Source organism: Sporosarcina soli (assembly GCF_042655805.1).
Taxonomy (GTDB): Bacteria; Bacillota; Bacilli; order Bacillales_A; family Planococcaceae; genus Sporosarcina; species Sporosarcina soli.
The window spans coordinates 1-15,225 of record NZ_JBHSNO010000007.1 but is presented as its reverse complement, the minus strand read 5'-3'; the positions used below and the strand labels follow the sequence as shown (position 1 = coordinate 15,225).

General features: G+C 43.0%; 13 protein-coding genes. 7 read left to right on the top strand and 6 right to left on the bottom strand.

Going from position 1 to position 15,225, the window contains the following annotated elements; genetic code table 11:
• Positions 1-18: 18 nt before the first annotated feature.
• The 5 genes from mnmE to rpmH all read right to left on the bottom strand — a co-directional run bounded on the left by mnmE (position 19) and on the right by rpmH (position 4,179).
• Entirely contained in the window at positions 19-1,404 is a 1,386-nt protein-coding gene (mnmE, locus tag ACFPRA_RS13755) for a tRNA uridine-5-carboxymethylaminomethyl(34) synthesis GTPase MnmE (RefSeq protein ID WP_381435688.1), read from the bottom strand.
• Between the two features lie 445 nt (positions 1,405-1,849).
• Positions 1,850-2,620, bottom strand: coding sequence for an RNA-binding cell elongation regulator Jag/EloR (gene jag / locus ACFPRA_RS13750; RefSeq protein ID WP_381435684.1), 771 nt, complete (start codon positions 2,618-2,620; stop codon positions 1,850-1,852).
• On the bottom strand, positions 2,617-3,381 hold the full coding sequence (gene yidC, locus ACFPRA_RS13745) for a membrane protein insertase YidC (protein ID WP_381435681.1): 765 nt from the start codon (positions 3,379-3,381) through the stop codon (positions 2,617-2,619). The genes jag and yidC overlap by 4 nt, the downstream gene beginning before the upstream one ends.
• A 175-nt stretch (positions 3,382-3,556) precedes the next feature.
• Positions 3,557-3,898 (bottom strand): ribonuclease P protein component, encoded by a 342-nt coding sequence (gene rnpA / locus ACFPRA_RS13740; RefSeq protein WP_381435678.1) that lies wholly within the window; start codon positions 3,896-3,898, stop codon positions 3,557-3,559.
• Between the two features lie 146 nt (positions 3,899-4,044).
• A complete protein-coding gene (rpmH, locus tag ACFPRA_RS13735) occupies positions 4,045-4,179 on the bottom strand; it encodes a 50S ribosomal protein L34 (RefSeq protein ID WP_239389984.1) in 135 nt (44 codons plus the stop codon).
• A gap of 563 nt (positions 4,180-4,742) precedes the next feature.
• Between rpmH and dnaA the strand changes: the two genes are divergently transcribed.
• The 7 genes from dnaA (at position 4,743) to ACFPRA_RS13700 (ending at position 14,882) form a co-directional block, all read left to right on the top strand.
• The gene (gene dnaA / locus ACFPRA_RS13730; RefSeq protein WP_239389983.1) at positions 4,743-6,092 is read left to right on the top strand and encodes a chromosomal replication initiator protein DnaA; all 1,350 of its coding nucleotides are present in this window, start codon (positions 4,743-4,745) and stop codon (positions 6,090-6,092) included.
• Between the two features lie 168 nt (positions 6,093-6,260).
• Positions 6,261-7,397 (top strand): DNA polymerase III subunit beta, encoded by a 1,137-nt coding sequence (dnaN, locus tag ACFPRA_RS13725; protein WP_381435674.1) that lies wholly within the window; start codon positions 6,261-6,263, stop codon positions 7,395-7,397.
• 232 nt (positions 7,398-7,629) lie between these two features.
• Positions 7,630-7,869, top strand: a complete 240-nt coding sequence (gene yaaA / locus ACFPRA_RS13720; protein WP_239389981.1) for a S4 domain-containing protein YaaA — start codon at positions 7,630-7,632, stop codon at positions 7,867-7,869.
• A complete protein-coding gene (gene recF / locus ACFPRA_RS13715; RefSeq protein WP_239389980.1) occupies positions 7,859-8,980 on the top strand; it encodes a DNA replication/repair protein RecF in 1,122 nt (373 codons plus the stop codon). The genes yaaA and recF overlap by 11 nt, the downstream gene beginning before the upstream one ends.
• 94 nt (positions 8,981-9,074) lie before the next feature.
• Entirely contained in the window at positions 9,075-10,997 is a 1,923-nt protein-coding gene (gene gyrB / locus ACFPRA_RS13710; protein WP_381436426.1) for a DNA topoisomerase (ATP-hydrolyzing) subunit B, read from the top strand.
• Between the two features lie 113 nt (positions 10,998-11,110).
• Positions 11,111-13,615, top strand: a complete 2,505-nt coding sequence (gene gyrA / locus ACFPRA_RS13705; RefSeq protein ID WP_381435669.1) for a DNA gyrase subunit A — start codon at positions 11,111-11,113, stop codon at positions 13,613-13,615.
• A 166-nt stretch (positions 13,616-13,781) separates the two neighbouring features.
• The gene (locus ACFPRA_RS13700) at positions 13,782-14,882 is read left to right on the top strand and encodes an HD-GYP domain-containing protein (RefSeq protein WP_381435667.1); all 1,101 of its coding nucleotides are present in this window, start codon (positions 13,782-13,784) and stop codon (positions 14,880-14,882) included.
• Positions 14,883-14,917: 35 nt separating this feature from the next.
• Here ACFPRA_RS13700 and ACFPRA_RS13695 read toward each other — a convergent pair.
• Positions 14,918-15,225 (bottom strand): hypothetical protein (locus tag ACFPRA_RS13695; protein WP_381435664.1); only part of this gene is annotated, 308 nt, incomplete at its 5' end.

Here is a 15,225-nt window from a genome sequence, read left to right as displayed (position 1 = left end):
TTTTCCAAGGCACATCATTTATTTTCCGAGGCAAAATTGTGCGAACAACTGGTTGATCAAGCTTTCTTGGACAGTATCCCCAATAATTTCACCGAGGATTTCCCATGTCCGTGTGACATCGATCTGAATCATATCGACCGGGACGCCCGTTTCGGCTGCGCCAATCGCGTCTTCGATCGCTGCCCGTGCATGATGCAACAAGGCAATATGTCTTGCGTTTGAAACATATGTGAAATCGCCTGCTTCGAGATTTCCTTCGAAAAAGAGTCCGGCGATCGCTTCTTCCAATTCATCCACCCCTTCGTCTTTCAAAAGAGATGTCGTGACGACCCTACCGTTTCCAGCAAGTTCCTTCACTTTTGGCATATCTATTTTTTGCGGAAGATCGGTTTTATTGATCACGATAATCGTATCCATTCCCGAAACCGCTTCAAAAAGTCTTTCATCTTCTATTGTAAGTGCTTCGGAGCCATTAAGCACGAGTAAAATCAAATCAGCTTCCTTCAATACTTGTCTGGACCTCTCGACACCTATTCGTTCCACGATGTCCTCTGTTTCCCGGATTCCAGCCGTATCGACAAGACGAAGTGGTACACCACGTACATTGACGTACTCCTCAATAATATCACGTGTCGTCCCTGCAATGTCTGTAACGATTGCTTTATTTTCCTGCACGAGGCTATTCAATAAGGAAGATTTACCTACGTTCGGTCTTCCAATAATAACGGTAGATAGCCCTTCCCGCAATATTTTCCCTTGCGAGGAAGTCTGTAATAACTTGTCGATTTCATCCCGTACCCATGTGCTTTTTTCGATCATGAGTGGAATGGTCACTTCCTCGACATCATCATATTCTGGGTAATCGATGTTTACTTCGACTTGTGCCAACGTTTCAAGAAGTGCCTGTCTCAATTCTCCAATGAGCCTTGATAGCTTTCCTTCCATTTGGTTCAGTGCGACATTCATCGCCCGGTCCGTTTTAGCACGTATCAGATCCATAACTGCCTCTGCTTGCGATAAATCGACCCGCCCATTCAAAAAGGCACGTTTGGTAAATTCGCCCGGTTCCGCGAGGCGGGCCCCTTCTTTCAATACAAGTTGGAGCACACGATTGACAGCGACAAGGCCTCCGTGACAATTCACTTCGACAACATCTTCACGCGTGAATGTCTTCGGCGCTTTCATCAGCGATACCATGACCTCTTCAACGATTTCCCCAGTGGCGGGATCTGCTAAATGTCCGTAATGGATCGTATGCGATGGTTCTTTAGCCAGCTTTTTTCCCGACGGCGAACGAAAAATGCGATCCGCAATTTGGATTGCTTCATCCCCGCTGAGCCTGACGATAGCGATTGCACCTTCTCCCATTGGAGTAGAAATTGCAGCTATTGTATCAACATGCACGTTCTTCACCTTCCTGACTTAGTTACTCACATGTGGATAACCCATTTCAGACATGACTATCTAACATAATATAGTAACACAAAACGGCAAATCATCCTAGTGTCGGAATCTTGAATTTGTGGATAAGTTTTGTACTGTTTTGTGAGAAGATGGAAGACAAGCCTCCATAGAGGAGCATGAAATTTTCAAGTGGGAACTGAAACGACAAAAAACCGCAAAGACGATTTCATCTTTGCGGTTTTAACTTGAATCAATTACGCCTCGGCGTAATTACGTCCAGATTTTGAATTGCGCTTGCGCAATTAACTCCTTTCAAAATCTGTGACATCCGCCGGAGGCTTAACTTGAATCAGCAGGGAGTTTGGACTCCCTCTGATTGAAATGCATTCTAGTATTCATCCCGCCACTTATGGAAGTAGGGGACTTCTGCTGAATCAAGTTACACTTACCGAATAGCTTCGATAATAAGATATCTAAATGGATCGGATCCTTCCGAATACGTTTCAATATCCAAGCGATTGGATAATGCATGGTGAATAACCTTTCTTTCATAGGCCGGCATCGGTTCGAGTTGTACTTTCCGGCCAGTGCGGACCGCTTTATCCGCCATCCGTTCGGCTAGTTGTTCCAACGATTGTTCGCGTCTTTCCCGATAATCTCCTACATCAATCCGTACCACTTTAAATTGCGCTGTCGATTTGTTGGCGATAAGCTGTGCCAACTGCTGAAGGGCGTTCAACGTCTGTCCTCTTTTCCCAATCAACAATGCGGCTTTAGAACTTTCCAATTGAAAATGAACGTATTTTCCATCCATTGTATGTTGGAGTTGGAGATCGTCAATTCCCATTTCGGTTGCAATTGCTTGTAAATAATTTGCTGTTTCATGGATCGCTGCTTCATCAGACAAACCTTCCACCTGAAGTTCCTCTCGCTCCACAACTGTCTCTTCCGGGACGTTTTCTATTTCGGTTTTCAACGTCGATTCCGGTTCCTCGCCAATTTCAATTTTTTCGTTCAGCGAGTCAGGGACGGAAGGTTGCTCCACAGATAAGACGGTTACGGTCACTTCAGCTTCTTTTGCACCAAAACCGAGAAATCCTTTTTTCCCTTGATCGATTACTTCGACTTCCACTTCTTCACGCGTTACGCCGAGTGCTTCCAATGCTGATGCGATCGCCAGTTCAACTGTGGCTCCCCTTCTCGTCATCCTTGTCATTTTCTTTTCCCTCCTACTTTTACAGGTACCTCTTCTTTTTTCTTGAATGGTTTGTAAATGAAGATATTTTGGATGATTGAAATGATATTTCCGATTACCCAGTACAATGCAAGTGCTGCCGGTAAGAATGAACCGAAGATCATAATCATAAACGGCATGATATACATCATGACTTTCATTTGTGGATTATCCATCGCCGGGCCTGTCCGAAGTACGATGAATTGCATCAGACCTGCAAGTACCGCAAGTGTAATACTTGGCGCGGCAAGTTCAAACCAAAGGAAAGAACCGATATCATAAGTGACATTCATCCGACTGATGGCATGATAGAAACCAAATAGGATCGGCATCTGGATTAAGACAGGTAAACAACCTGCCGCCGGGTTGATCTTTCTCTCAGACATGATTCTCTGCATTTCTTCACGGTACTTTTGCTGCGTCACTGCGTCTTTCGATTTATATTTCTCTTTCAATGCTTGGAGCTCAGGTTGGATTTCCTGCATCCGCTTTGAACTTTTCGTTTGTTGAATCATCAATGGAAGCAATACAAGTCGGATGATGATCGTCACCGCGACAATCCCCCATCCATACGTGCCGAGTACATCTTTGAATGCTGTGATTAAAGATACTAATGGCCAGACGATAAAACGATTCCAAAATCCTTCACTGGTTTCATAGATCGGCTCATTAAATTCTGAGCAGCCAGCAAGAATGACCGATACTACCGTCAGCATCAGCAATAATGCCCATTTCTTTTTCAAATTGGTTCCCCCAAATCATTAGCTTCTTCCTACTATAATAGATAGCGAAAATGAACACCTAACACCGGTTCAAAATCTTGGATATTTGTCCCGGCTTTTCCATCGCTTCGCTCCATATTATAGTAAGGACTTTTTCTATCAGTGGTTACAGTTTATCATTTTACTTTGTAACCTTCTACTTCTTCATGACCCGCGCGATGCGCAAGACATGTTGCAAGCTTTTTTTTGTTTCATGAAAATCAAGACTGGCCGCCTGATGTCTGGCGATGATGACATAATCCATATCATTGCGCAATTCTTCCTTCATTTCCAAGAAAGATTGCCGCAAGTATCGTTTAATGCGATTTCGGGTGACTGCATTCCCTATTTTCTTGCTGACCGATAAGCCGATACGGAATTCCGTTTGCGCTTCTTTCCGATAGGTATACACGACGAATTGCCGATTTGCTACCGATTTTCCCTTTTTAAAAACCAACTGGAATTCATCATTTTTCTTGATTCGCTGGCGTTTATTCATTCCATGCACCTGCTCCATCACTTTGATTTTTACCTATCTACAAGCATCCAATACATCTCAGCGTAATGGCATCCGTAGGTTTTATTTTCATTCATCAACTATTCATAGAATGAAAATAAAAAAAGACCACTGAGGTGTCAGTGGCCTTATGCTGAAAGCACTTTTCTTCCTTTGCGTCGACGAGCTGCAAGAACTCTACGTCCGCTTTTCGTGCTCATTCTTGCACGGAAGCCGTGAACTTTACTACGTTTACGTTTATTTGGTTGGAATGTACGTTTCATCGTTGAAGACACCTCCTGCATGATTGTCTGTTTACTACATGACAGTCTTGAATAGTATATCGGGCTTACCTAGTAAATGTCAACCCTTTTATCTTCATTTAGTCGTCGAGAGAAATGCAGTTTTGTTTTCCTGTTTAGATCGTATGGATACCCGTTCCCTATTCTTCGACAATTCCCCCCTTCAAATTCTATTTTTCGGTTATCCACATTTTTTTCATTTTCCATCCACGGTTGCTGTGCATGTCCAATTTCGGATTTTAAATTATACACATCCCTTATCTACATGTTTTTCACATACCAAAGCCTGTGGATAAGCCATTCATCCACAGTTTGTGGCTCTGTGGATAAACTTCAAGAAGCCTTGTAATCCATATCATTTCCTGATACAATAGATTAGATTTTGTTTGTGCACACAATTTCATATTAAATCCGTTATCCACAATTGTTGATAGGTTGTGGATAATTTTTTCAACATTTTTGTATAATTGTTATCCACACGAGTGGAAACTGTGTATAATACATATCCTCGGACTTTTTATTTTGGTGGAAAAGGAGGCACACGTTTGGAACACTTAGAAGAATTATGGGGAGAAGTATTGTCGAAAGTTGAACAGAAGATTTCCAAACCCAGCTTTGAAACTTGGCTCAAATCGACAAAGCTCATATCCTATGGCGATGAAAATGTAACGATCGCCGCGCCCAATTCATTTGCAAAAGATTGGCTTGAAAATCATTATGTACATCTCATTACGGGCATTTTATCTGAACTGACCGGCGAAGATCGGATCATCCAATTCATCGTCCCAAAGGATATGGAAGAGAATGATTTTACGTTGCCGAAACCAGCAGTCAAACCTGTAGAAAACACACCTGCAACATCAACATCCGGAATGCTCAATCCTAAATATACATTCGATACATTTGTCATCGGATCTGGTAATCGATTTGCCCATGCTGCATCGCTTGCCGTCGCTGAAGCACCGGCTCAAGCCTATAATCCATTGTTCATCTATGGAGGCGTCGGGCTTGGAAAAACCCACTTGATGCATGCGATTGGCCACTATGTCACTGAACAGAATCCGACAGCGAAAGTCGTCTATCTTTCGTCGGAAAAATTTACGAACGAATTCATCAACTCAATTCGTGATAATAAAGCCGTGGAGTTCCGCAATCGCTATCGGAACGTAGACGTGCTCTTAATAGATGATATTCAATTCCTTGCTGGGAAAGAACAAACACAAGAAGAATTTTTCCATACTTTCAATACGCTTCATGAGGAATCCAAGCAAATTGTCATTTCAAGTGACCGTCCGCCAAAAGAGATTCCTACTCTTGAAGACAGGCTCAGATCCCGTTTCGAATGGGGTCTTATTACAGATATCGCCCCTCCCGACTTGGAAACACGCATTGCCATTTTGCGTAAAAAAGCAAAGGCAGATGGGCTTATTGATATCCCGAACGAGGTCATGCTATACATTGCGAACCAAATCGACTCCAATATACGTGAACTCGAGGGAGCATTGATCCGTGTCGTTGCGTATTCTTCACTTGTCAATATGGACATCAATACGGATCTGGCTGCTGAAGCACTGAAAGATATCATCCCGAATTCCAGACCGCGCACTGTAACAATTTTAGACATTCAAAAAGCGGTTGGTGAACATTTCAATGTTCGATTAGAAGACTTTGCGGCGAAGAAAAGGACACGTTCCATCGCATTTCCTCGCCAAATTGCCATGTACTTGTCCAGAGAACTGACAGATTCCTCATTACCTAAAATCGGATCGGAATTTGGCGGTCGAGATCACTCAACCGTTATCCATGCGCATGAAAAAATCACAAAAATGTTGAAAGACGATCAAGCCCTTCAACAAGATGTGCAAGATATAAAAACTGCACTTGGCAGAGGATGACCTGTGTATAACTTAGAATAAGTGGTGCACACTCGTAAACAAGTTATACACATGTGGAGAATCTACTAAAACCTGAGAAAAATCTAGTTATCCACTTTTCCACAGCCCCTATTACTATTACTACTATATTTTTAAAAACATTAATATATATATAAGCGAGGGTATAGCATGAAATTTGAAATTATGAGAGACAGATTGCTGGACGGAATAAATGACGTGATGAAAGCAATTAGTCAAAAAGTGGCGATCCCCATTTTGACAGGGATAAAAATTGAGGTGAATGAAAAAGGACTCACGATGACCGGAAGTGACTCGGATATAACAATCTGTACATTCATCCCAGCGGAAGACAATGGAGAACAAATTATAAAAGTAGCGGAAAAAGGAAACATCGTTCTACAAGCAAAAGTATTTAGCGAAATTGCTCGAAAATTGCCGACGAACGAAGTGACGATTGAAGTCGTGAACGGGTTACAAACCCATATCCAATCCGGAAAATCCGAATTCCATCTTATCGGTTCCGATGCAGAAGACTACCCAGTCCTCCCAGATGTAAAAGATGATTATTTATTTTCATTGCCATCCGATCTGATGAAATCAATTATCCGTGAAACTGTCTTTGCGGTTTCCCAACAAGAGACAAGACCGATTTTGACAGGTGTCCATTGGGAAGCAAAAGATGGCGGCCTTTCTTGTGTCGCGACAGATAGCCACCGGTTAGCGCGAAGATTGACGGTTCCTGAAGATATGCCCGATATGCCATTCAGCATCGTCATTCCCGGAAAAAGCTTACAAGAACTAAATAAGATTTTGCCGGATAATAGTGAATCTGTGGATATTGTCATTGCAGATCAGCAAGTTCTATTCAAAACACGCAATGTTCTGTTCTATTCTCGCTTATTAGAGGGAAATTACCCGGATACTTCCCGCCTCATTCCATCCGAATACAAAACGTCCATTGTGGTGAATGGGAAACATTTATTGCAAGCGATCGATCGGGCTTCTCTTCTTGCACGTGAAGAGCGCAACAACATCGTTCGTTTTTCCGCAGACGACAGCAATGTCATTGAAATCTCTTCCAACTCCCCTGAAGTGGGTAAGGTTGAAGAGCTGTTAGAAGCCACTGATCTATCAGGTGAGGACCTGAAAATCTCCTTCAGTGCAAAGTATATGATGGATGCATTGAAAGCAATCGACGGACAGGACGTCTCCATCCACTTCACAGGGGCCATGCGCCCATTCATTTTACAAGCCGTCGGAGACGACACAATTTTACAACTGATCCTACCCGTCAGAACCTATTGAATAAGGATTGTCATGTTAAACGGTTATACTCAGAGTGTAGACAAAGTTATTTTTGTTACTTTGTCTACACTCTTTTTTGAAGTATCTGCTGTAAAATAGGAATTCCCTCAGCCTGATTGAAAATGCTTGTCTACAGGCTAAGCTAGTCATGTTAAATGGCTATCCTTTTTACTTACTGTCGAAATTCAGCTAAAATAGAGGGATACACTAACTTGTGAAGGGTTGAAGACAAATGGAAACTCTGGCAATCGACACGGAATTCATTACGCTTGGGCAACTGTTGAAAATGACCAATGTCATCAGTTCCGGCGGCATGGCGAAGTGGTTCCTTGAAGAACATACCGTCACTGTCAATGGTGAAGCAGAACAACGTCGAGGAAAAAAACTTCGCCACGGGGATATTATTCATATTCCAGATATTGGCGAGTTTAAAATAAACGCAATACAAGACGGTCAATCGGATGTATATTGAGCGGCTTGCATTAACGGATTACCGTAATTACGAAACGCTGGATTTAACATTTTCCCCTGAAATTAACGTGTTCATTGGCGAAAATGCACAAGGCAAGACCAATGTCATGGAATCGATCTATGTCCTTTCCATGGCGAAATCGCATCGAACATCAAATGATCGTGAATTGATACGCTGGGAAAAAGATTATGGTAAAATAGAAGGGGACATCCAACGAAAATACGGACGGCTGCCGTTAGAATTGGTCATATCGAAAAAAGGTAAAAAAGCGCGTGTCAATCATCTGGAGCAAAACCGCTTAAGCCTTTACATCGGTCAATTAAACGTTGTTATGTTCGCTCCGGAAGATTTAAATCTTGTAAAAGGAAGTCCACAAGTACGCAGACGTTTCTTAGACATGGAAATCGGTCAAATTTCGCCGACTTATTTACATGATCTTTTAACATTTCAGAAGATATTAAAACAGCGCAATGCAATTTTAAAAGATAATCGTGGCAAATTAGATCTGAATGATGTCATGTTTGACGTATATACAGAGCAGTATATTCAAGTGGCAGTGCAAATTATTCGTAAACGTTTCTACTTCATGGAGCTTTTACAAAAATGGGCAGAACCGATCCATAAAGGTATTTCCAGAGGAATTGAAGAGCTGAAAGTATCTTATGGAACTTTAAAAGAACTGGAATCCGGGCAGACTGTGGAACAGATGGAGTCGATCCTCGGTCAACGATTACGGGAAGTGCGGCGCCGCGAACTTGAACGTGGCATGACTTTACTCGGCCCGCATCGCGATGACCTCCACTTTTTTGTGAACGGTTATGATATCCAGACTTACGGTTCGCAGGGACAGCAGCGGACGACGGCTCTGTCCCTTAAACTTGCTGAAATCGAACTTGTAAAGCAAGAAGTCGGGGAGACGCCTATTCTTCTTTTGGATGATGTCTTATCCGAATTGGACGACTACCGGCAATCCCATCTCCTAAACACAATCCAAGGCCAAGTGCAGACGTTTGTGACGACGACGAATATTGCCGGTATCGACCATGAAACAATCCGGCAGGCATCAATATACGAAGTGACGGCAGGAAAAGTAGTTCAAAAAGAACTTTGAGAAAGTTGTCAAATTACATTCCTTCTTCGCAAAATGGCAGAAGTGTGGAAGTTAGATGTTGGACGTTCAGAAAGGAAAGGTGAACAGTTTGGCAATGGAAGAGAAAGATATGCAGACGGCCTATGATGCAAGTCAGATCCAGGTGTTAGAAGGATTGGAGGCTGTCCGCAAACGTCCCGGCATGTATATCGGGACGACAAGTTCAAGAGGGCTTCACCATCTTGTATGGGAAATCGTCGACAATAGTATCGACGAAGCGCTCGCTGGCCATTGCGATCACATCGAAGTGATCATTGAGAAAGATAACTGGATCCGTGTCGATGATAACGGTCGGGGAATCCCTGTCGGCATCCAAGAAGCGACAGGTCGCCCTGCCGTTGAAGTTATCATGACCGTCCTGCATGCCGGCGGGAAATTCGGCGGCGGTGGTTATAAAGTATCGGGCGGTTTACACGGAGTAGGTGCATCCGTTGTCAATGCATTATCTGAAGCGACGGAAGTATTCGTTAAACGGGATGGTGCTATTCACTTTATCGAGTTCCAACGGGGCGATGTAGTGAAAGAACTGACTGTCATTGGTGAAACCGATGAAACGGGAACGAGTATCCGTTTTAAAGCGGATCCGGAAATTTTTACGGAAACGACGGTCTACGAATATGACATATTAGCACATCGTTTACGTGAACTGGCTTACTTGAACCGGGGGCTCCGGATTTCCATCAAGGATGAGCGAGACGAAGAACAACGTACGGATACCTTTTATTACGAAGGCGGCATTAAATCATATGTCGAGCATTTGAATCAAAACAAAGAACCGATTCACGAGGAACCTATTTTCATCGAAGGTGAAAAGGACGGGATCTCAATTGAAATCGCGATGCAATATAATGGCGGCTACGCGGAAAACTTATTTTCATTTGCCAATAATATCAACACATATGAAGGTGGAACGCATGAATCCGGCTTTAAAACCGCGTTGACACGCGTTATCAACGACTATGCGCGAAAAAACGGTACTTTGAAAGAATCAGATCCTAATTTGACTGGCGATGACGTCCGAGAAGGATTGACAGCAATCATCTCGATCAAGCATCCAGATCCACAGTTTGAGGGACAAACGAAAACGAAACTCGGGAACTCTGAAGTGAGTACAATTACGAATTCATTGTTCTCCGAAGGCTTTCAACGTTTCTTGCTAGAAAATCCAACGACGGCAAAACAGATAATCGATAAGAGTTTGATGGCGGCACGTGCACGACTTGCGGCAAAAAATGCCCGGGAATTTACGCGTAGGAAATCCGCGCTCGAAGTGTCCAGCCTTCCTGGTAAATTAGCGGACTGCTCATCTCGGGATCCATCCATCAGTGAATTGTATATCGTTGAAGGTGACTCGGCGGGCGGATCAGCAAAAAGCGGACGGGATCGTCATTTCCAAGCAATTCTTCCGCTTCGCGGGAAAATATTGAATGTCGAAAAAGCACGACTTGACCGGATTTTATCTAACGCTGAGATCCGTGCAATGATCACCGCTCTTGGCACAGGTATCGGAGAAGAATTTACGCTTGAAAAAGCACGTTATCATAAACTGGTTATTATGACCGATGCCGATGTCGACGGAGCACATATCCGAACACTACTATTGACGTTTTTCTTCCGTTTCATGAGACCGCTCATTGAAGCGGGTTATGTATATATCGCTCAACCGCCGCTTTACCGTGTGAAACAGGGTAAACGCGAAGAGTACTGCTACAAAGAGGAAGAGCTAGAAGAAATTATGAATCGGATGTCGGCTGTACCAAAACCGGTCATTACCCGATATAAAGGGCTCGGGGAAATGAATGCCGAGCAACTTTGGGAGACGACAATGGATCCGGAACAGCGGACTTTGTTGCAAGTCAATCTCGAAGATGCATTTGACGCAGATGCTACATTTGAACAGTTGATGGGTGACGAAGTGGAACCACGTCGAAAGTTCATCGAAGAAAACGCAATGTACGTAAAAAATATAGATACTTGATATAGATTCATTTTAGAAATTCATAAAGGTCCGACTGATTGGCAAGACCACGTTTTTCGCGACTTTTTTGAATTTCTTTCTTCATGATTGTTAAGCTGAAAGGAGTAAACAACATGGCTGATATGCCGAAACGCGGTGTCCAAGGGATCAACATTAGTACGGAAATGAGAACTTCATTCCTCGACTATGCGATGAGTGTCATCGTTTCCCGTGCTCTTCCCGATGTAAGAGATGGTTTGAAACCGGTACACCGCCGAATTCTGTATGCAATGCAGGATCTCGGAAATACCGCAGATAAACCACATAAAAAATCCGCACGTATTGTCGGAGACGTAATTGGTAAGTATCACCCGCATGGGGATAGTGCTGTTTACGATACGATGGTACGGATGGCACAGGATTTTAACTACCGCTACATGCTTGTCGACGGTCATGGGAATTTCGGTTCCGTTGACGGTGACGGCGCTGCTGCGATGCGTTATACGGAATCACGTATGTCACGGATTGCAATGGAACTTTTACGCGATATCAACAAAGATACAATCGACTATCAAGATAACTATGACGGACAAGAAAGAGAGCCAATCGTTCTCCCAAGCCGTTATCCAAACTTGCTCGTTAACGGAACATCCGGCATTGCAGTCGGAATGGCTACTAATATACCCCCTCATCATCTTGGTGAAACAATAGACGCTGTCCTTGCACTTGCCGATAATTCAGCCATTACAACAGAAGAGCTTATGGAGATCATTCCGGGGCCGGATTTCCCGACTGGTGGAATCATCCTTGGCCGAAGCGGTATTCGAAGAGCGTATGAGACAGGCCGTGGCTCTGTCATCGTTCGTGGTAAAGTTGAAATTGAACAACAGTCGAACGGCAAAGAGACGATTATTGTCACTGAACTACCTTACCAAGTGAACAAAGCCCGTTTGGTCGAGAAAATTGCGGAGCTTGTGCGTGATAAGAAAATCGAAGGCATTACGCACTTAGCAGATGAATCGGATCGTAACGGAATGCGAATTGTCATCGAAGTACGCCGCGATGCGAATGCCAATGTCCTCTTAAATAATTTGTATAAACAAACGGCCTTACAATCGAGCTTCGGTATCAATATGCTTGCACTCGTAGACGGCCAACCGAAGATTCTCGCATTGAAAGAGATTTTATATCATTATCTTGAACACCAAAAAGTCGTCATTCGTAGACGGACACAATATGATTTGAAAAAAGCCGAAGACCGGGCACATATTTTAGAAGGACTTCGGATTGCACTTGATCATATCGATGAAATTATTGCGTTGATCCGTGCTTCAAAAACGACGGACGAAGCAAAAACGGGCTTGATTGACCGCTTTAACTTATCCGAACGTCAAGCACAGGCGATCCTTGACATGCGTTTACAACGTTTGACGGGATTAGAGCGAGAGAAAATCGAGGAAGAATATAACGAGCTACAAGCGATTATCGCAGAACTGCGTGCAATTCTTGCCGATGAAGAGAAATTGGTCCAAATCATCCGTGAAGAATTGCTAGAAGTGAAAGAACGTTTCGCGGACGATCGCAGAACGGAGATCACTACGGGTGGGGCGGAAATGATCGAAGATGAAGACCTCATTCCGGTCGAGAATTCGGTATTGACGCTTACGCATAATGGTTATATTAAACGCTTGCCCGCAAGCACCTATCGTAGCCAACGCCGTGGCGGTCGGGGGATACAAGGAATGGGGACGAATGAGGATGATTTCGTCGAGCATCTCTTGAATACGTCGACACATGATACGATTTTATTCTTTACAAGCCGCGGTAGAGTATTTAAAACAAAAGGCTATCAAGTGCCTGAATTCAATCGGACTGCCAAAGGTTTACCAATTGTTAACCTATTAGGCGTCGAAAAAGACGAAAAAGTGACCGCGATGATTCCAGTTGGAGAGTTTGAAGCAGAGAAATATTTATTCTTCGCAACACGCGACGGAATCGTCAAACGTACACCGGTTGCCGAATTCGGGAATATCAGATCAAATGGACTGATTGCTTTGACACTCCGTGGCGATGATGAGCTTATTGGCGTCAAAATGACAACTGGCGACCAAAATATCGCTATCGGTACGAGAGATGGTATGTTGATCAAGTTCAACGAAACCGACATTCGTTCCATGGGACGTATAGCCGGAGGTGTGAGAGGTATCCGACTCCGCGAAGGAGACATTGCCGTAGGGATGGATACAGTCAATGAAGGGGACGAAATCCTCGTCGTTACGGAAAAAGGGTTTGGTAAACGTACCCCTGAAGAGGAATACCGTATTCAATCACGTGGTGGTTATGGTTTGAAAACATTGCATGTAACGGACCGGAACGGTTTACTCGTGGCAATGAAGACAGTTGACGGCACTGAAGATCTAATGCTGATCACGATCCACGGCATCTTAATCCGTATGGCAATCGAAGATATTTCGGTCATCGGGCGTAGCACACAAGGTGTCCGTCTAATCCGACTCGGAGAAGACGAAACGGTGGCAACAGTGGCAAAAGTGGAAAAAGAAGTTGAGGAAGATGACGAAGAAAATGAAATTGGCGACCCATCTATCGATGGAGAAGAAATCACTTCCGAAGACGATTAAAAAATGTAAAAGACTATTGAACGACAAGTTGTCGTTCAATAGTCTTTTTTTATTCCTCGGGAAATAATGAACTTTTGAATCCAATCTATTTTCTTTAAATGTTCTCAATTGGACGGTGTTTTAGAGTATGATAGAAGGAACACGAAGGTGAAAGTGGGGGACTTTGATGACTGATGTCTATATTAAAACAAGTGATCTACGCCCGGGAATTGTTCTTAGTGAAAATGTATTCGTAAATACGAACCATGCAATCATTAGAAAAAACACGGTCCTTTTACCAGAGCATCTAGAAGTATTGAATGCCTTCGGTGTAAGAGAAGTGAAAATAGAAGAGCAAAGTGTCGTAAAAAGGGAAGAAGATTTAGAGGTGAAAGACGGCGAGGTTAATCCTGACCAGGTTCTCACCAGCATACCGTTAAAGCAAACCGATTTAAAAACAGAGTATAGGCAAGCTGTCGAGAAGTACAAAAGGGAATTTATTGGATGGCAAGCAGGAACGAAACCGGATATTGCAAAAGTCCGAGTAATTCTTCTCCCTGTATTGGAAAATTTCATCAAACAAAAAAGAATGTTAAACTTATTAAACAATATTGCAAATCCAAAAGATTATTTATATCACCATTCAATTGCAGTCGGTGTATTAGCTTCGGCGATCAGTATGCAAATGGGGCATCCGAAAGGCCAATCACTGCAACTAGGGCTTGCCGGGGTACTTGCAGATTGTGGGATGGCCAAAATTGATGCCACGATTACTGATAAAGCAGCATTTCTTACAAAAGAAGAATTCAATGAAGTGAAAAAGCACACCATTTACAGTTTTAAAATGGTGCAAGATACACCTTTATTACGTCAGGAAATGAAATTGGCCATTTTTCAACATCATGAACGTCTTGACGGCAGCGGTTATCCAAGAGGGAGCAGAATGGATCAGATTACGGTCTTTGCACAGATCTTGGCGGTGGCCGACGTCTTCCATGCAATGACTTCCGAGCGGTTATACAGGTCGAAGGAATCTCCTTTTAAAGTAATTGAAATGATTAAGGAAGAGGAGTTTGGCAAATTTGATTTAAAAGTTGTCCAAGCATTACATGATTTAGTCGGAAACTTATCTATTGGAATGAAAGTACATTTGACAAATGGTGAAACAGGCGAAATCGTTTTTATCCACCGTGATGCAAGATTACGTCCGATGATAAAAAAAGAAGATGGAACTATCCTAGATCTCACAATAAATCGTCGCATTGCCGTGGAAAAAGTTTTGGACTAATTACATTCGCTTCATAATGTACTGTGCGGAGTGCGCTAAACGCTTCGCACGATTTTTAAAAAGGAAATGAAAATAAGTGTTGCATTTAAAAAGAGCAGCTGGTATAGTAATAAACGTTGCACTTCTGATAGCGAAAAGCTGCTGAGAAAAATGTCAAAAAAACTTGTTGACATAAACAGTGTAACTTGATAAGATATAAGAGTTGCTGCTGAAACGCAGTAACGATATGAACCTTGAAAACTGAACAGCAAAACGTTAACAAATACAGTTTGTTGAACCGACTCTGTCGAGGACACAAACACAAACGAATCTTCGGATTCAAAGTCAGCAAGAAATGAGCTAT